The organism is Alishewanella sp. BS5-314 (genome assembly GCF_025377695.1).
Taxonomy (GTDB): Bacteria; Pseudomonadota; Gammaproteobacteria; order Enterobacterales; family Alteromonadaceae; genus Alishewanella; species Alishewanella aestuarii.
Map to the genome: position 1 here is coordinate 989,543 of NZ_JACEHJ010000002.1, position 17,189 is coordinate 1,006,731.

Consider the following 17,189-nt stretch of genomic DNA (forward strand, 5'->3'; position numbering starts at 1 on the left):
ATTCGTTTTAAGTTATTTTTCCTTTTCCATATTGGGGTCTATAGTTATTGCAACTTATTGACGTATCACGCGTCGTACCCTTTGCAATAACCAAAACAGGAGTGACCCATGGACAAGAACACCCCCTCCACTGGTAAGTGCCCTATCGCGCACGGTGCTAATACCAGCAACAGCGATAACGTGATGGCCTGGTGGCCGAAAACGCTGAACCTGGATATTCTGCACCAGCACGATAGCAAGTCTAACCCGCTTGGTGCCGACTTTAACTATGCTGCCGAGTTCGCCAAGCTGGATCTGCAAGCCGTTAAAAACGATCTGAAAGCGCTGATGACGCAAAGCCAAAGCTGGTGGCCGGCAGACTGGGGCCATTATGGTGGCCTGATGATCCGGATGGCCTGGCATAGTGCAGGTAGCTACCGCATTGCTGATGGCCGTGGCGGTGCCGGCACCGGCAATCTGCGTTTCGCCCCACTTAATAGCTGGCCGGATAACGGCAATCTCGACAAGGCCCGCCGTCTGCTGTGGCCAATCAAGAAAAAATACGGTAACAAAATTTCCTGGGCCGATCTGATGATCCTGGCCGGTAATATGGCCTATGAGTCGATGGGCTTTAAAACCTTCGGCTTTGCCGGTGGCCGCGAAGATATCTGGCATCCGGAAAAAGACACCTACTGGGGTAGCGAAAAAGAATGGCTGGCCAAATCTGGTAGCGAAGGCAGCCGTTACTCTGGTGAACGCGATTTAGAAAATCCGCTGGCTGCGGTAATGATGGGTCTGATCTATGTCAACCCTGAAGGTGTGGATGGTAATCCGGATCCGTTGAAAACCGCCCACGATATGCGCGTTACCTTTGCTCGCATGGCGATGAACGATGAAGAAACGGTGGCGCTGACCGCTGGTGGTCATACTGTCGGTAAGGCGCACGGTAATGGCCTTGCCGAAAACCTGGGCCCGGCACCAGAAGGTGCTGAATTACATGAGCAGGGTTTTGGCTGGATGAACCATAAAACCCGCGGTATTGGCCGTGATACTGTCACCAGCGGCCTTGAAGGTGCCTGGACCAGCGAACCGACCAAGTGGGATAACGGCTACTTTAAAATGTTGCTGGAACACGACTGGGAGCTGAAAAAGAGCCCGGCCGGTGCCTGGCAGTGGGAGCCGGTAAATATTAAAGAGCAGGACAAGCCGGTTGATGTTGAAGATAGCGCCATTCGCTATAACCCCATTATGACCGACGCCGATATGGCGCTGAAAATGGATCCTGAATACCGTAAAATCTCGGAGCGCTTCTACCAAGATCAGGCCTACTTTGAAGATGTATTTGCCCGGGCCTGGTTTAAATTAACCCACCGCGATCTGGGACCAAGAAGCCGTTATCTCGGACCAGATGTGCCAACAGAAGAACTGATTTGGCAAGATCCGGTACCGAGCGTGAGCTACAACCTGACTGAGGCCGAAATCAGTGAGCTGAAAGCAAAAATTCTGGCCAGCGGTTTAACAGTAAGTGAGCTGGTTGCCACTGCCTGGGATAGCGCCCGCACCTTCCGCGGTTCAGATTATCGCGGCGGCGCGAACGGTGCCCGCATCCGGCTGGCGCCACAAAAAGATTGGGAAGCCAATGAGCCCGCAAGGTTACAAAAGGTACTGAAGGCGCTGGAGGGCATTCAAGCTGGCCTGAGTAAAAAAGTCAGCCTGGCCGATCTGATTGTACTGGGTGGCTCGGCGGCGATTGAACAGGCAGCTAAAGCGGCCGGTGTGAATATCACAGTACCTTTTGCACCGGGCCGTGGCGATGCGACTCAGGCGCAAACTGACGTTGAGTCATTCGAAGTGCTGGAGCCGCTACATGATGCCTACCGCAATTATCTGAAAAAAGATTATGTGGTACAGCCTGAGGAAATGATGCTGGATAAAACCCAGTTACTGGGTTTAACCGCCCCGGAAATGACCGCTTTAATCGGTGGCATGCGGGTATTGGATACCAACTTTGGTGGCAGCAAGCATGGTGTCTTTACCGATAAGCCGGGGGTGCTGAGCAACGATTTCTTCGTCAATCTGACCGACATGAACTACAGCTGGCAACCGACCGGTCGCAACAGCTATAACATTGTCGAGCGCAGCAGCGGCAAAGTGAAATGGACCGCGACCCGGGTTGATCTGGTGTTTGGCTCCAATTCGATTCTGCGCGCTTATGCTGAAGTCTATGCCCAGGATGATAACAAACAGAAGTTTGTACAAGACTTTGTTAACGCCTGGGTAAAAGTGATGAATGCCGATCGTTTTGATCTGAAATAAGTGGTCTTTACCCAAACAGGCCGGTCACCAGACCGGCCTGTTTCGTAATCTTCATCTCGCCTAAAACTTCGGTACCTGACCTTTTGATAGCCGTTTCTGTATCGCTTCTGCCGTTAACTGTTCAACCCATTGTTGTCGGCTGCGTTCTGTGTGCACTATCGCACCCAGATCCATTAGTTCGCCACTAAAGCTACTGATCGGATCGCCCGGGAAAAAGTAACTCAGGTAACTACCACAGTCAGTAAATTCTTTCGGGAATAATCCCTTACCAGTATTATTGCCGGCCCGGCTACTAAAGAACTGCTCCGCACTGACATTGACTAACACACTTTCACCAAAACCCGGCGCAATATTCACCTGCGGCTCATTCTTATAATCCCGGGCTTTCAGACAGGACATTTTGCCGCTCGCTTCCCATACCGGCTGATCTTTTTGATTACGATTAAATGCCGTTGGTTGACCATAACGTGCGGTAAGCGACTGCATAAATTGCGCTGACGCCGGCTGGTTGCTCAGGATCAATCCCTTGCGGGCCACGCCAATTACCCGTACCTCGCCCACCGGACCGGAGAAGAATACCTTTAACACTGCCCCCTGATTCCCCTGCAAGGCTTCTATCCGATCTAAAAACTCGGGACTTTGCAGCGAGCTGGCACCATCATGGATATTAAATACTGCGCCAACTTCTTCAATCCGCAGCGCCGGGTCAAAGACGTTGATCGCAGTTTTAACTTCCGATGCGGTCATCCCAAGCTTAATACCGGCAATATCTAACTGCTCGCTCGGTACAGCCTGCAGCGACCCACTAAAAAAAAGACTGACGCTGAAAAACTGCGCCACGATAGACCTTATGAACATACTGGCTCTCCTTGATGCATATTGCTGATAATAACTACCAACCGAAGCGACATCAAAACGCCAGCTCTAGTATAGACGCGGAAAAGACCGCCGTATTACCGGCGGCATAAAATAGGTTTAAAATACCGGTGCCAGTTTCGGCAATTGCACTGTCGTTTGCTGTGGCTGCTGGCCGATTTCTATCGCCAACCTTGGCACATCCTGCTCGTTTAATAAGTCTTTATGCCAAACCCGCAAGGTGTAGCGTCCTGGCGGTACCTGCTCCAGCCTGGATAATCCCTGCTGATCACTGCGGCTGTAATAAGGCGTATCCAGTGCCACCACCCAGGCAATCATTTCATCGTGAATATTACAGCCGAGTACCGCGACGCCACTCTGGTCAAACAGCACCGGCGCTGCAGGGGTGCCAACGTAAAGCTTAATTTCAAACGGCTTGATGGCAGAAAACGAATACACATGATGTCGCACCGTATCTTCGTTGGGAAAATACACGGCGGTACCGCGCGGGATCACCAGCACATCCGGGATAAAGGTTTTATCCTTTTGCACAATACGGGCATCGTCGACAGGCTTTACCGCTGCACTGGCAGCAGCGGATTCTAAAAACACCACTGCCCCGGCAACCGGTTTGCCCTGCTCGTCAATTACCTGTACCTGCAACCCAGCAGCCAGGCTAGCGCCGCTAAACAGCAGCGTCAGCGTCAGTAGGATGGTCAGTAGTTTAAGGTTCAATGGCGATACCCGTTATCGTGGTCGGTAACTCGCCAAGTAACAGTGTTTTACCACTGGCCAGATCCACCTGATACAAGCTACTTACCGCTGCGCCTTGTTTGCTGACTGCCAACAGGCCAATATTACGCAGATCGGAAATATCAAAGGCGACGTCGCTAAGTGCTGCCAGGCCCAGGCTACCTACTGTGAACAGGGTACCGGTATTGGGTGAAACTGCCGGCTCCTGGCCTTCAATACTGCCCTGAGTCACCAGCGCGCCTTGTGCCAGATCGATAGCATAATTGGTGGTGAGTTTCTCATTTTGCTGATTATAGGTATAAGCGGCAGCAACTATCGCTGGTTGCTTATTGGCATTGATGTCGTCCGCGGCATAATGCAGCTTGGGATCAGTAAAGGCCAGCGCGCCGGTTTCCGGATGCAGGCGTAAATTTTGTCCCTGCACATTAACGACCCGGATCCGATCTGCCGCCGGGTTAAAATCAAAACCATAAGCAGCGTCAGTCAGAGTACCTGCGGGTAATGCAGTACCAACTTTAGTCAGGCTACCGTCTGTCGTATTGATCTGATAGAGCTGGCCCTGATTCGATAAACCAAACAACACGCCGTATGCCACCCGGTAATCAATACCAATTAACTGCTCCGCTGCAGAAAGTCCCTGCAGGGCACGCTGCTCGATAATTTGCTGTGGCGCCTTGGCCGCAACTTTAACCAACTGCTGTTCAGCCGTTAATAACCACAGCTGTTCATTGCCTTTTAGTTCTGGCATTGCCTGCAAATAAAGGGGACTTAACAATAGCGCTGCTGCAATACTACAGGTCTTGGTTGTTACCGTCATGGTTGTACCTCGCTTTAAGAACGCCAACTGGCAGTTACACTACGGTACTGACATTTCAGCGGTTCAGCAAGGGATTAGCGGCTAATCAGTCCTGCCAGCAGACCAAGCACACCACCAAAAACCCCGCCCCAAACCACCAGCCAGCCCAGATGCTCGCGGATCATCCGTTGAATAATCTGTTTTACCAGCTCGGGGGTCAGCTCAGCCAGCCGCTGTTCAACAATTTGTTCGATCTGTTGTCTGAGCTCGGCTAATTGCTCCGGACTGTCCAATTGCGTCAACAGCAACTGGTTAAACTGCTCACTCTGACTAATCTCAATCAGTGCGCTCTGTAATTTTTCAGTAAAGGGCTGTTGTAAGGGTTTTAGCATCGCACTGCCGCCGAACATCGACAGCATACTGCCAAAAGAAGATTGCTCCACGGCACTGACCAGCGCATTAAAGGCCGGACTGAGATCGGTTTGCTTGATTACCGGTTCAAAATCAAAGGCCCGGCTGTGTTGTTGTTTTTTCTCCGCTAAAAAGCGGTCGATATTTTCACTGCTAAAAAACTCGGTCATCACCAACTGATAGATCCCCTGCCGGAATTCCACAAAGCGCGCCGGGATCACACCTGAGCCATACAGCAGAGGCACCCGCTCAAACAACATATGGATAGCCAGGGTATTGGTAATGGCGCCGGCCAAAGCAAACATACCGATACTCAGCAGCAGTGGCTGAGCAAGCAGCACGCCGCCCAGTACCAGCACCAAAGCCGCCCCATTTGTCAGTAGATTTTTATTCACCATGCACTCCGCTTCGCGTTGAAGATCCAGGCCGGCGATTTTATGCAGAAGTACCGCCTTTGGCAACGTTAGCCGGCACAGCATTTTGGCGTGGGCGTGCGGCTGGTCTTTCTGCCCGCAATACGCGTATACTCAAACCATAACAGCAGTTTGGAGCCAGGTATGGCCGTATTACAAAAAATTGTGCTTCTAAAAAGCCGCTTACGCAGCGCTGAACTGGCGATAGCGGACTATGTACTGGCGAACTCAGCACAAATTCGTCAATTATCATCACAGGAACTGGCACAGGCCGTTGGCGTTAGTCAGGCTACAGTGGTCCGCTTTACGCAAAAGCTGGGTTATAAGGGCTACCCGGATTTTAAGTTTGCAATTAACGACAGCCTGCACCAGCAAGCCAGCCCGAAAAGCATTAAATTGCATGGTGATATTGCGCTGAATGATAATTTTCAGGAAATGGCGCGCAAACTGCTGGCCGGTAAAATTGAAGTTCTGACCAATACCCTTAGTGCCAATGATCAGGCCAGTATGGAGCAAGGCTGTCAACTGCTGACCCAGGCCAGACGCATTATGCTAACCGGTAAAGGTGCCTCCTTTCTGGTGGCACAGGATTTTTGCCTGAAGCTACGCAAACTGGGGCTACAAGCCATCGCAGAAAGTGATAACCATATCCAACTGGCTGATTTAGCCCACTACAACAATAAAGATTTACTGGTGGTGATCAGTGAATCCGGTGAAACACCGGAGATGATCGTCGTCAGCCAGTATGCCAGTAGCCGTGGCATTCCGCTGCTGAGCCTGACCGGTTTTGCGCCTAATACCGTAGCGAAACTCTCAGTGCTAAATTTAAAAACCGTCGCCAATGAAAATGCCGCCCGGCTGTCGTCTATTTTGTCACGTAATGCTCAGGAGCTGGTCATTGACCTACTGTTTATTATGCTGACGCAAAGCTCAGCACGCGGGCGCAAAATGGTCGAAGCCTCAAATCAGGCAGTAGCTGAATACCGTAAACGCTAAAGCATGCACACAACCTAGCCAGAGCGGGAATATCTGAGTAAACTACTCAACTATTCTGTCACTGCCTTAGAGCCGTTATGTCATTATTTCAGGTTGAACATAGCTACCGAACCCTCCCTGCTGCCTGCTACGCCGATTGTGCGCCAACGCCGGTGCGCGCCCCGGCCTGGCTGGCATTTAACCAGACTCTGGCCAGCGAACTAAAGTTGCCAGAACAGTATCAGCGCACAGCTGAGGGCTTAGCGCTGTTTAGCGGTAACAACCTACCCGATTGGACATTGCCGCTGGCTCAGGCCTATGCTGGCCACCAATTTGCTAACTATGTTCCCCGCTTAGGCGATGGCCGGGCGCTGCTACTGGCAGAGCTGCGGGCCAAGGATGGTAAGCTTTACGATCTGCAACTAAAAGGCGCCGGTCGTACCCCGTTTTCACGCAGTGGCGATGGCCGCGCCCCACTGGGCCCGGTACTACGCGAATATCTGGTTAGCGAAGCCATGTATGCCTTAGGCGTACCCACCACCCGGGCGTTAGCAGCCGTTAGCAGCGGTGAGTTGGTGTTCCGTGATGAAACACTACCGGGCGCTATCTTAACCCGGGTTGCCAGCAGTCATATCCGGATCGGTACAATGCAGTATGCCGCCAGCCAGCCTGATCCGGCTGTGCTGCCCGCACTGGCAGACTATGTCATAAACCGTCACTATCCACAGCTGTGGCAACAGGATAATCCGTATCTGGCGCTGTTACAGCAGGTAGCGGAGCGCCAGGCGCAGTTGGTCGCGCACTGGATGAGCCTGGGTTTTATCCACGGTGTCATGAATACCGATAATATGAGCCTGAGCGGCGAAACCATTGACTATGGTCCCTGCGCCTTTATGGAAGCCTATCAACCGCGGCAGGTTTACAGTTATATCGATCAACAGGGTCGCTATGCCTATCAGAATCAGCCAGCCGTTGCGCAGTGGAACCTGGCCCGGCTGGCCGAAGCCCTGCTGTCCCTGATTGACCCGGATCAAGAGCAGGCGATTGCGCTGGCAATGTCGGTGCTGAACGCCTTTCCACAGTATTATCAAACTGCATACCGGCAGCGCTTTCGGGCCAAGTTGGGATTAACGGCACCGGCACAGGAAGAGGCGGACGATCAGCTGATCACCGATTTTCTTGCGTTACTGAGCGCTGGCCAGGCTGATTTTAGCCAGAGTTTTTTCGCGCTGCGCCAAGGCGACAGTGTCTATTTAACACAGCAACTGGACAAACAACAGTACAGTGCCTGGCAGCGGCAATGGCAGCAACGTCTTAGCCAGCAGACAGCCGATCCGCAGGCTATTATGGCAACCGCCAACCCTTATCTGATCCCGCGCAATCACCTGATCCAACAGGTGATAGACCAGGTTAGCCAGCATGGCGATTTAGCTTTATTCCAACAATTGCAGCAGCTATGGCAACAACCCTATCAGCAGTCCGCAGCAGGTGAGCCATACAGCCTGGCAGCGCGCCCGGAACAGCGCGTCTGCCAGACTTTTTGTGGTACCTAAAGGATCCAGCTTTGGTAAAGTGGAATACCGATTAAGATATTAAATGGGAAGGTGATCCCGAGCGCCGCCAGCATCGACAGGCCGATATCGGCCTGTGGAATGGCGGCCCGGATCGCCGCGGGTGCCGCGATATAAGAAGCACTGGCCATTAGCGTCGCAAACACCAGGGCACTACCCGCTGGCATGCCCAGGATGCCGGCAACCAGCAGTCCGACACTGGCCAGTACCAACGGCGTAACCAGTGCGAAAATCATCAGCCGCCAATGCTTCCACGGCAACGGATTACAGACCCGGGCCGTACAAAGGCCCATTTCCAATAAAAACAGCGCCAGCATGGTTTTAAAACCACCCAGCAATACCGGGGTAATTTCCGATAAGCCCTCATTACCATAAAAAGCCCCAATCAACATGCCGCCCAATAACAGCAGCACACCGCGGCTGGTCAGGGCTTCATGTAAAATTGCCAGACCATTGGCCTTGGTGCCATTAATAAAGCGGTACAGCCAGAGCATTACCACGATAGCCGGCAATTCCAGCAGCACCAGGTAAAGTGTGGTCTGGGCGGATAATTCCAGATTATTCGCCATCGCAACCGCCAGCACCACCGCAAAGGTACCAGCACTAACGGAGCCATAGTGCGCGGCAATACTGGCAGCGTTGGCACTATCCAGCTTAATCAGGCGTCTTAACAGCGGATACAGCAGCAGTGGGATCAGGGCACCACAAAATACGATTAGCGCCAGCTCCGGCAGCAGCGGCAACAAGGGTTCGCCATGCAATGCCATACCGCCTTTCAGGCCAATTACCAACATCAGTAAAATTGACAGGATTTCATAAATCGACACCGGCACTTTGAGATCGGATTTCACCAGGCCGGCAATTAAACCCAAGGCAAAAAACGCTATAACCACATCTGGCATTAAGTTCTCCCCGTTCTAGAGCATCATGTAGTTTTAGTTTGTGTAAATATCGGCGGCGATCTTGCCTGCAACCTACCCTTTATGCTAATTAATAATCTAACAAATCACTATTGATAATTATCTATGGACGCCCGTCATCTTAGTTTCCGGCTATTACAGGTTTTCCGCCAGGTTGCCGAAAGTGGCAATATTACCGCCGCTTCCCGTTTACTGCACCTGACGCAACCCACGGTATCATTACAACTTAAAAAACTCAGTGAAATCATTGGCGAGCCACTGTTTGATTATCAGCAACAACGCTTACAACTGACCGCCAGTGGTGAACTGCTGTATCAGGCGGTGCTGGATATTGATGAACGGCTATCAGAATTTAATCAGCAGCTACATCAACAGCGCCGTGGCGATGCCGGCACCATTTCGCTGGCGGTAGTCAATACCGCCCAATATCTGTTGCCACAACTGCTGGCCGACTTTAGCCGCGACTATCCGAGGGTGGTGATCAACCTGCAGATCGGCAACCGGGCTCATATTTTAAACCGCTTTGCCCAGCAACAGGATCACCTGTATTTGTTCAGTCACCCACCCGGCGGGGAAAATGTTAAAGCCAAGGCCGTAGTCGCCAACCCGCTGTATCTGGTAGCCCCGCCCGGGCACTGGGCCAGCCGGCAAAGCGGCTTAAGTTTTGGGATGCTGCAGGAGGAACGCTTTATTCTGCGCGAACCCGGCTCAGCCACCCGTATGACCTTTGATAGCTGGCTCAGTAGCCAGGCCACTGAAATCAAATATAGTATGCAAATGGAGTCAAATGAAGCGATCCGGCTTAGTGTGATGGCTGGTCTGGGCGTAGCCTTGTTATCTGCCCATACCTTGCAGGGACAGCAACATCTGCTGTCTGTACTGGAGGTAAGCGGTTTTCCGCTGCTAAGTCACTGGTATCTGGTACGGCACAGTAATAAACGCTTGCCGCAGGCCGCCGTCAAACTCGGCAGCTTTATTGAGCAGCAGTTGGCGCTGTGGCAGGATCCACTGCAGGCGGAAAGAAACGCTCGCCCTGAGTCGCAAAATCCTGCAACCACTGGCTAAAATCTTTGGCGGATAACGGTTTGGCGAAGTAATACCCCTGCACCTGCTGACAGCCGGCATCCAATACCCGGCTTAAACCGGCATGATTCTCCAGCCCTTCCGCCGTAACGGTCAGCCCCAGTCCTCCCGCCAGCTGCGCGGTCGCCTGCACAATCAACGCATCCTGTTGGTTGTGTTCGATATCTTTGATAAAGGCGCGATCGATTTTCACTTCATGTACCGGCAAATTCTTCAGATAAGCCAGTGATGACTGCCCGGTACCAAAATCATCAATCGCCAGCTTGATCCCGGCCTGCTTTAATACTTTCAGATTAGCGATAGCCCGGCTGGCATCCTGCATCACCGCACTTTCGGTCACTTCCAGTGTTAAGGCACTCACTGGCACAGCGGCTTCAGCCAGTGCGGCCAAAATACGCGCCGGCAAAGCATCATCCAGCAGATCGGCCGCCGATAAATTTACTGCCACTGCCACTTGCGGGTGCAGCTGTTGCCAGCTGGCGAGTTGCCGGATCACCTGCTGTAACATCCAGTTCGAGATCAGGCTAATATTGCCGGTTCGCTCGGCCAGGGTAATAAACTCCATGGGTGAGACAAAACCCAGTGTAGGGTGTTGCCAGCGGATCAACGCCTCTGCCGCCCGACAGCGGCGGGCAACGATATCGACCTTCGGCTGGAATACCACCGAAAACTGACCACTGTCTAACGCCTGTGGCAGATCGCGGATCAAGGTCAGCTCCCGCTGATGGCTTTCATCCTGCCCGGTGCGATACCAGGCTTGCGGCAGATTGTCCGCTTTGGCGTTAGCCAGGGCAATTTCCAGCCGCCGCAATATCGCATTGACATCCTGCGCCAGCGCCGTGGTGGCATAGACACCGGCCACCAACTGTAGATTAATCGCCGAACCGGCCAAGTCGAAGGGCTGCGCCAGATTAACCAGCAAACTATTGATCTGCTCCTCTTCCAACGTGGAGGGGATCACCAGTAAAAACTCATCAGCCCCCAGCCGGGCACAAAAATTAATTGTGGTTTCATTGTTAAGCCGCAGCGCCAGCTGTTGCAATAACAAATCGCCACTGTGATAGCCCAGACTATCGTTTACGTAACGAAACTTTGCGATATTTAATAGCAATAAAGTCGACGCCTGTTGCTGCAGCCTGGCTGCCAGGTGCTTCTCGACCGCCAGCCGGTTTGCTAACCCGGTTAACGGGTCGCGCTCCACCTGCTCCAGTAGTTGCCGCTCCCGCTGCTGAATTGCCGCACGCATCTGGGTAAGGGTATTTGCCAGCAAGCCCACTTCAGCTAAGGCTACCGCTGGCGGCTGTACTTCCTGACCACGCCCGATCGCCTTGGCGTAGCGCACCAGTTTATCCAATGGCCGGGTGACACTACGGGTATATACAAAGGCCACCACCAACGCCAGCGCCAGGCCCAGACTAAAGATCTGTAGCAGCTGATTACGCAGTGCCTGATAATTTGCCAGCCACTGCGCATTTGGCAGGTGCAATACGCCCCATAACTGCTGGGTTTCGCTAAGCGCAAATAGCTGACTGATATGCTGGGGTAACAACTCCGGCAATACGCGATCATCAAGCATGATAGGTTGCAGCTGCTCGGCCAGCTGCTGTTTGGCCGCTGCCGAAAGCGTGGAACTTAGCACCAAACGTTCGCCGCTGAGCCTGATAAAACTCACCTGCAGCCCGGTTAAATCGGCGATTTGGCTGGCAAGTTGCTGATCGACACTAAAGCCCATACCAACCCAGGCAATAATATGCGGCGCCCGTACCGGCACCAGCACTAACTGATAGGCACGCTCTCCCACGCTAAGTACGCTGGCCTGCGAACCTTGCTGAGCACGGGCTTGTTCAAATAAACCGGGTAATACGGCGTTATCCTGCACCGCAGCGGTACTGGCCAGCATCCGGCCATCCGGGGTAAATAAAAACGCCAGATCGGCGTTAATCCGGGCGCCATGATTGTCTAAAACACTGCTGATGGTTTCCGCTTCGGCGGTGGCCACGGCCTGACGAAAACCAAAGTCGGCCGCCAGCAGGCGGACGCTGTCAGTTAACTGATCACTGCGCACTTGCAGCGTCTGGCCGGCGGCATTACTGGCAACTTTGAGCAGCTGTCGTGCTTGCTGCTCACTGTCGTTACGCATAGTATTTAGGGTGGCATAACCGGTAAATACAGCCAGCAACAGCAATAAACCGACCAGCAATAAGGTTAACTGACTACGTAACGACCTTAACATCGAGCCCCCGGGCCTGCGATTTGCGTTTAGCGTTTAAACCGATGAACCAAATCGGCCAGATTATCCGACACTTTTTTCAGCTGGCTTAGCGTATGGGCCGCTTCCGTCGCCGCCTGAGTGCTATGTCCCGCCAACGTGGAAATGCTGACAACCTGACGGTTGATATCGTCTGCCACATGGGCCTGCTGCTCTACCGCAGCTGCCATCTGGGTTGACATATGGGCAATTTCATTCACTGCGCCATTGATACCACTTAACATCTCACCACTTTCCAGCACTTTTTGTAAACCATTTTCGGCATCCTGGGCCCCTAACTGCGCCACATGTACCGCGTTATTCGCCCGCGCCGTCAACTCCGCGACGATAGCATAAATTTCTTTGGTCGATTGCTGAGTACGCTGCGCCAGATTACGCACCTCCTCTGCCACCACCGCAAAGCCCCGCCCCTGTTCGCCGGCGCGAGCCGCTTCTATCGCTGCATTTAACGCCAGTAAATTGGTTTGATCGGCAATTTGCTCAATAAACTGTGCCGCCTTGGCAATCTTATCGGTTTGATCAGACACCTCAGTCACCGACTGGCCGATACTGCTGACCGTATCGCGTAATTTCTCAATCGAATAGCGGGTGGTACCGGCAATTTCATTGCCCCGTGCCGCTAATTTGTTGGCTTTATCGGCCTGGGCTGCAGTATCAGTAACATGGTGCGCCACTTCGGCGATAGTCGTCGTCATTTGATTCATCGCCGTGGCCACCTGCATGGTTTCGGCCTGCTGGCGATCAATCTCCTGGTTGGCTTCCTGCGTCAGTTGTAAGCCGCGCAGTGAGTCCTTAGCTACGCTACTGGCCGCATTTTCAATCCGGGTTAGCATGGCACGCAAATGCGAGCGTTCGCTAAGCACATTCACTTTTAACTTGCCTACCGCATTACGATCATCGGTATAACTTAGCACCGCCAAGCGATCACCAAAGGCACCGGGTAATAAGGCATCCAGCTCACTAAAGAGTTTGGCCTGCTGCCATTTTTGTAACAATGCCCAGGTCAGTGCCGCAGCAGCGAGCACCCACGCCAGCGCCATTAAACCGCCTTGCCACAGCGCTAAGCTAGCGACCAGCAGCGTCAATAAACCGAGCCCCGCCTCCACCGACCAGCGCCTTGCAGCAGCTTTGTCCTGATTGATGTGTTGATACAGTTGTTCAGCGCGGGTGACATCCTGCTCTTTCGGTGCACAACGCACCGACTCATAACCCACGATCTGGCCTTTTTCAAAAATCGGCATCACATAGGCATCAACCCAGTAATAATCACCGTTTTTACAGCGGTTCTTCACCAGGCCCATCCAGTTTTTACCCTGCTTCAGGTAACGCCACATGGTTTCATAGGCCGCCGCAGGCATATCCGGATGCCGTACCAGATTATGCGGCTGTCCCAGCAGCTCCTCTTTGCTGTAGCCACTTACCGCGACAAAAGCCTCATTACAGTCAACAATAATACCGCGGGTATCGGTAACCGAGATTAACCGCTCCTCTGGACCAAATGTACGGCGTTGATTGGTAACAGGCAGGTTTTTACGCATGGTGTAAGCTCTTTAAATAATTAGAAAAACACATAAAACATTGTAGCGTAATTTACCACCTTGGAGGTAGAAAAGCGTGTAGCAGCGCATTTTATCCGATTAAGTGAGCTGCGGCTTACCATGCTGGGGACTCCCGCCTGACTGTACCTGCAGGCCAGCGATCGGTTATGATGCGGCTATCTGATGTTGCTAGTAAGCTGCTGAAATTCCGGACAGGAACCGCCATGAGCCAAGCGCCAAGCTTTTATTTCTATGACTTTGAGACCTGGGGCGCCGATCCGAAAAAAGATCGCCCTGCCCAATTTGCCGGTATCCGTACCGACCATGAACTGAATATTATTGGCGAGCCAGACATGTGGTATTGCCAGCTCGCTAATGACTACCTGCCCCATCCGGCAGCCGCCCTGATCACCGGTTTAACTCCGCAGCTCTGTAATAAAAAAGGCTTAGTTGAAACCGAGTTTATGCAGCGGATCCTAAACGCCTTTAGTATCCCCAATACCTGCGTGCTGGGGTATAACAGCCTGCGCTTTGACGATGAAGTCACCCGCTACGGTCTGTATCGTAACTTTTATGATGTATACGGCCGCGAATGGCAACAGGGCAATAGCCGCTGGGATCTGATTGATCTGGTGCGCGCCTGCTACGCGCTGCGCCCCGAGGGTATTAACTGGCCGCTACGTGACGATGGCAGCCCCAGTTTTAAGCTGGAGTTGCTAACCAAAGCCAATAACTTAGAACACAGCGCCGCCCACGATGCCCTGTCCGATGTGTACGCCACCATCGCTATTGCCAAACTGATTAAACAGCAACAACCCAAGCTGTTTCACTATCTGTTTGAACTGCGGAAAAAGCAAAAAGTCGCCGAGCTGATTGACGTTGCAGGCTTAACACCCTTAGTGCATATTTCTTCGAAATTCCCGGCGACTCAGGGCTGTGCCAGCTGGATAGTGCCGCTGGCTTACCACCCTGGCAATAAGAACGCGGTTATCTGCTATAACCTGCAACTCGACCCCAGAGCACTGCTGGATGATGATTTGGCTACACTGCAACAAAAACTCTACCGTAAGAGCAGTGAACTGGCCGACGGCGAACAGCGGCTGGGGTTAAAGCTAATCCATCTGAATAAATGCCCGGTGCTGGCCAATGCGAAAACTCTGAGTGCCGAACGCGCAACCGAACTTGGCATTGACCGCAGCCAATGCCTGCACCATCTGGAATGGCTGCGCCAAAATCGCCAGTTACAACAAAAAGTGGTCGAGCTGTATCAACAAGCCGGCGACTACGGCGCTGAAACTAACCCCGACTATCAGCTTTACAACGGCTTTATCAGCGACGCCGATAAACAAAAAATGCAACAGCTGCACCAACTGGATCCGGCCAGCTTAACCGCCGATAGCCTGATCTTTAGCGAAGAGCGGCTAAACCGCTTATATTTTTTGTACCGGGCACGCAATTACCCGCTCAGCCTTACCGATAGCGAGCTGCAAAAATGGCAACGTTACCGCACTGACAAGCTGATGCATGGCCTGGATAATCCCAACCTGACGCTGGAGCAATTTAGTTTAGCACTGGAAAACCTGGCACATGAGCACAGCGCCGATGAGCAGAAAATGGCGATTTTAAAAGCCTTGTATCGCTACGCAGAAGCACTGTAACAGATCCCATCTGATTGTCGGGTGGTCGCAAAAGCGGCTTTTTTGTGCGCCATAGCGCCTATTGCTTCGTATACTAAAGTGATTTTAAAGCAAAGCAGACGAGGTAAAGATGCGTACCACCCTGACTAAAGTCAGCCAGTTAAGTTTACTTGCTGCCGCACTCTGGGCTGCCAGCGCCGCAGCCCACCACGGCTGGAACTGGACCGAACAGCAGCAAACCGAGATGAGCGGTGAAATTACCGAAATCTATATTGGCCCGCCGCATCCGCGTTTAATGATCAACACCCCGGATGGTGCCTGGCAGGTCGATCTGGGCAATCCACGGCAAACCCGGGATGCTGGCTTTGTCGAAGGCGAAGCTGTGGTCGGTGATACCGTGCTGGTGCGTGGTCATCGCTCGGCAAAAACGGATGAACGGATTATCAAAGCAGTTCGCGCCACCATTAATGGGAAGGTTTATACCTTTTATCCGCAGCTGGTGCGCGAAGACTAAGCCTTGCTGGCAAACAGCCTGACCAGCCTGTCCGAACTGGCGCTCATTAACCTTATCCGCCAGTCGGCACTGGCTTATCCGGCGCTGAGCGCCCTGCATATTCTGGGCATCGCCCTGCTGCTTGGTAATATCCTGCTGTTAGATCTGCGGCTACTCGGAGTGCTACGCCAAAGCGCGTTATCAGACTTATTTAAGCTGTTTAGCCGGCTGGCGGGCATCGGTTTGCTGCTGGCTATCGGTAGTGGCGTGCTGTTATTTAGCGTGCAACCCCTGCAATATCTGAGCAATCAGGCTTTTTTGCTGAAAATGCTGCTCCTGGCCCTGGCACTGCTAAATCTGCTAATAGTGCACCTGAGCCGGGCCTGGCAGCAGGCCTGCAGTGGCGGGCCAGTCAGTAACAGTCTTAAGCTTGCCGCCGCCAGTTCGTTACTGCTCTGGCTAACCATACTTTTCGCCGGGCGCTGGATAGCTTTTGTTTGAACAGCAAGTACTTAAAATCCTAGCCTATAACACATCACGATACTTTTCATTTGCCTGATAAGCTTCCACTTCCAGGGGGGCGTTGTCATAGCCATAGGTCGCCAAGTCGCTAAAATGCTGTGTAATAACTTGCTGCAAACTGGAGCGTTCAATTTGCAAAACATGCACCAGCTCATGGGCCAGACGTGGCGTAGTAAGCGGGTAGTCTTCGCGGACATAAATGGAGTAGCCAAATACCTGAGCATTATTGACAATACCCTCGCCGATAAAGCCCACGGCTTCACCCACTGTTTTTAACAGCAGGTTATCGTACGGAAAAGGGACTTGATCAACAAAGACCAGCCTCACCTGTTGCGGGTTCTTGATACCAATTTCCCGGGCGAGTGCCAACTGTATGTCATCCAACGGCTGTCCAGTTTGCAGGCCCAACAGTTCAGTGTCAGTGGCCCATTCAATATACTGCGGCAGTATCAGTGCCGAAATCAGCTTTTGATGGAAAAATACGATGCCACTCCCCATGGCGAGCACAAAACCCAACACCAATGTCCATTTTTTTACTGCGCTACCTTGCATATCCGCTCCTGAAAAGAGGCAACCTTTACTATTTTGGGGTAATCACAATGACGCGCCCTGCGACGGGAGAATAATTCGCTGTGCAGGGCCAAAGCAATCAGTGTTA

At 52.5% G+C, this 17,189-nt stretch carries 15 protein-coding genes; 7 read left to right on the forward strand and 8 right to left on the reverse strand.

Annotated elements, in window-relative coordinates:
- Positions 1-108 precede the first annotated feature (108 nt).
- Positions 109-2,295, forward strand: a complete 2,187-nt coding sequence (katG, locus tag H1D31_RS09025; protein ID WP_261257896.1) for a catalase/peroxidase HPI — start codon at positions 109-111, stop codon at positions 2,293-2,295.
- A 60-nt stretch (positions 2,296-2,355) separates the two neighbouring features.
- Here katG and H1D31_RS09030 read toward each other — a convergent pair whose 3' ends face one another.
- The 4 genes from H1D31_RS09030 to H1D31_RS09045 form a co-directional block, all read right to left on the reverse strand.
- Positions 2,356-3,153, reverse strand: a complete 798-nt coding sequence (locus tag H1D31_RS09030) for a hypothetical protein (RefSeq protein WP_261257899.1) — start codon at positions 3,151-3,153, stop codon at positions 2,356-2,358.
- Between the two features lie 117 nt (positions 3,154-3,270).
- Positions 3,271-3,885 (reverse strand): methylamine utilization protein, encoded by a 615-nt coding sequence (locus H1D31_RS09035; RefSeq protein WP_261257901.1) that lies wholly within the window; start codon positions 3,883-3,885, stop codon positions 3,271-3,273.
- Positions 3,875-4,720 (reverse strand): DUF4394 domain-containing protein, encoded by an 846-nt coding sequence (locus H1D31_RS09040; protein ID WP_261257904.1) that lies wholly within the window; start codon positions 4,718-4,720, stop codon positions 3,875-3,877. Before H1D31_RS09040 ends, H1D31_RS09035 begins: the two co-directional genes overlap by 11 nt.
- 74 nt (positions 4,721-4,794) lie before the next feature.
- The gene (locus H1D31_RS09045) at positions 4,795-5,505 is read right to left on the reverse strand and encodes a hypothetical protein (RefSeq protein WP_039925328.1); all 711 of its coding nucleotides are present in this window, start codon (positions 5,503-5,505) and stop codon (positions 4,795-4,797) included.
- Positions 5,506-5,667: 162 nt separating this feature from the next.
- Here H1D31_RS09045 and H1D31_RS09050 point away from each other — a divergent pair, with 162 nt between their 5' ends.
- Together H1D31_RS09050 and H1D31_RS09055 are read left to right on the forward strand one after the other, a co-directional pair.
- Complete coding sequence (locus tag H1D31_RS09050; protein ID WP_008608352.1) at positions 5,668-6,519, forward strand: MurR/RpiR family transcriptional regulator; 852 nt, start codon at positions 5,668-5,670, stop codon at positions 6,517-6,519.
- 77 nt (positions 6,520-6,596) lie between these two features.
- Positions 6,597-8,051 (forward strand): protein adenylyltransferase SelO, encoded by a 1,455-nt coding sequence (locus H1D31_RS09055; RefSeq protein ID WP_261257908.1) that lies wholly within the window; start codon positions 6,597-6,599, stop codon positions 8,049-8,051.
- Here H1D31_RS09055 and H1D31_RS09060 read toward each other — a convergent pair.
- On the reverse strand, positions 8,048-8,971 hold the full coding sequence (locus tag H1D31_RS09060; protein ID WP_008608350.1) for a sodium-dependent bicarbonate transport family permease: 924 nt from the start codon (positions 8,969-8,971) through the stop codon (positions 8,048-8,050). The two genes, H1D31_RS09055 and H1D31_RS09060, sit on opposite strands and share 4 nt — an antisense overlap.
- Positions 8,972-9,094: 123 nt before the next feature.
- Between H1D31_RS09060 and H1D31_RS09065 the strand changes: the two genes are divergently transcribed.
- Positions 9,095-10,054 carry a LysR family transcriptional regulator gene (locus tag H1D31_RS09065; protein WP_261257911.1) on the forward strand — a complete coding sequence of 320 codons (960 nt, stop codon included), beginning with the start codon at positions 9,095-9,097 and terminating at the stop codon, positions 10,052-10,054.
- Here the strand turns inward: H1D31_RS09065 and H1D31_RS09070 are convergent.
- A complete protein-coding gene (locus H1D31_RS09070) occupies positions 9,963-12,305 on the reverse strand; it encodes a putative bifunctional diguanylate cyclase/phosphodiesterase (RefSeq protein ID WP_261257913.1) in 2,343 nt (780 codons plus the stop codon). The two genes, H1D31_RS09065 and H1D31_RS09070, sit on opposite strands and share 92 nt — an antisense overlap.
- Before the next feature lie 26 nt (positions 12,306-12,331).
- Entirely contained in the window at positions 12,332-13,879 is a 1,548-nt protein-coding gene (locus tag H1D31_RS09075; RefSeq protein WP_008949332.1) for a methyl-accepting chemotaxis protein, read from the reverse strand.
- A gap of 224 nt (positions 13,880-14,103) precedes the next feature.
- Here H1D31_RS09075 and sbcB point away from each other — a divergent pair, with 224 nt between their 5' ends.
- The 3 genes from sbcB to H1D31_RS09090 all read left to right on the forward strand — a co-directional run bounded on the left by sbcB (position 14,104) and on the right by H1D31_RS09090 (position 16,510).
- Complete coding sequence (gene sbcB, locus H1D31_RS09080) at positions 14,104-15,537, forward strand: exodeoxyribonuclease I (protein ID WP_261257915.1); 1,434 nt, start codon at positions 14,104-14,106, stop codon at positions 15,535-15,537.
- 109 nt (positions 15,538-15,646) lie between these two features.
- The gene (locus H1D31_RS09085) at positions 15,647-16,030 is read left to right on the forward strand and encodes a hypothetical protein (protein WP_261257917.1); all 384 of its coding nucleotides are present in this window, start codon (positions 15,647-15,649) and stop codon (positions 16,028-16,030) included.
- Between the two features lie 3 nt (positions 16,031-16,033).
- Positions 16,034-16,510, forward strand: a complete 477-nt coding sequence (locus H1D31_RS09090; protein WP_261257919.1) for a DUF6644 family protein — start codon at positions 16,034-16,036, stop codon at positions 16,508-16,510.
- Between the two features lie 24 nt (positions 16,511-16,534).
- On the opposite strand, the gene H1D31_RS09095 is transcribed toward H1D31_RS09090, so the two are convergent.
- Positions 16,535-17,083, reverse strand: coding sequence for a hypothetical protein (locus tag H1D31_RS09095; protein WP_261257920.1), 549 nt, complete (start codon positions 17,081-17,083; stop codon positions 16,535-16,537).
- Between the last annotated feature and the right edge of the window lie 106 nt (positions 17,084-17,189).

Coding starts and splice junctions, on each gene's coding strand:
- katG (WP_261257896.1), top strand. CDS start 109: ATGGACAAGAACACCCCCTCCACTGGTAAGTGCCCTATCGCGCACGGT.
- H1D31_RS09030 (WP_261257899.1), bottom strand. CDS start 3,153: ATGTTCATAAGGTCTATCGTGGCGCAGTTTTTCAGCGTCAGTCTTTTT.
- H1D31_RS09040 (WP_261257904.1), bottom strand. CDS start 4,720: ATGACGGTAACAACCAAGACCTGTAGTATTGCAGCAGCGCTATTGTTA.
- H1D31_RS09050 (WP_008608352.1), top strand. CDS start 5,668: ATGGCCGTATTACAAAAAATTGTGCTTCTAAAAAGCCGCTTACGCAGC.
- H1D31_RS09055 (WP_261257908.1), top strand. CDS start 6,597: ATGTCATTATTTCAGGTTGAACATAGCTACCGAACCCTCCCTGCTGCC.
- H1D31_RS09060 (WP_008608350.1), bottom strand. CDS start 8,971: ATGCCAGATGTGGTTATAGCGTTTTTTGCCTTGGGTTTAATTGCCGGC.
- H1D31_RS09065 (WP_261257911.1), top strand. CDS start 9,095: ATGGACGCCCGTCATCTTAGTTTCCGGCTATTACAGGTTTTCCGCCAG.
- H1D31_RS09070 (WP_261257913.1), bottom strand. CDS start 12,305: ATGTTAAGGTCGTTACGTAGTCAGTTAACCTTATTGCTGGTCGGTTTA.
- H1D31_RS09075 (WP_008949332.1), bottom strand. CDS start 13,879: ATGCGTAAAAACCTGCCTGTTACCAATCAACGCCGTACATTTGGTCCA.
- sbcB (WP_261257915.1), top strand. CDS start 14,104: ATGAGCCAAGCGCCAAGCTTTTATTTCTATGACTTTGAGACCTGGGGC.
- H1D31_RS09085 (WP_261257917.1), top strand. CDS start 15,647: ATGCGTACCACCCTGACTAAAGTCAGCCAGTTAAGTTTACTTGCTGCC.
- H1D31_RS09095 (WP_261257920.1), bottom strand. CDS start 17,083: ATGCAAGGTAGCGCAGTAAAAAAATGGACATTGGTGTTGGGTTTTGTG.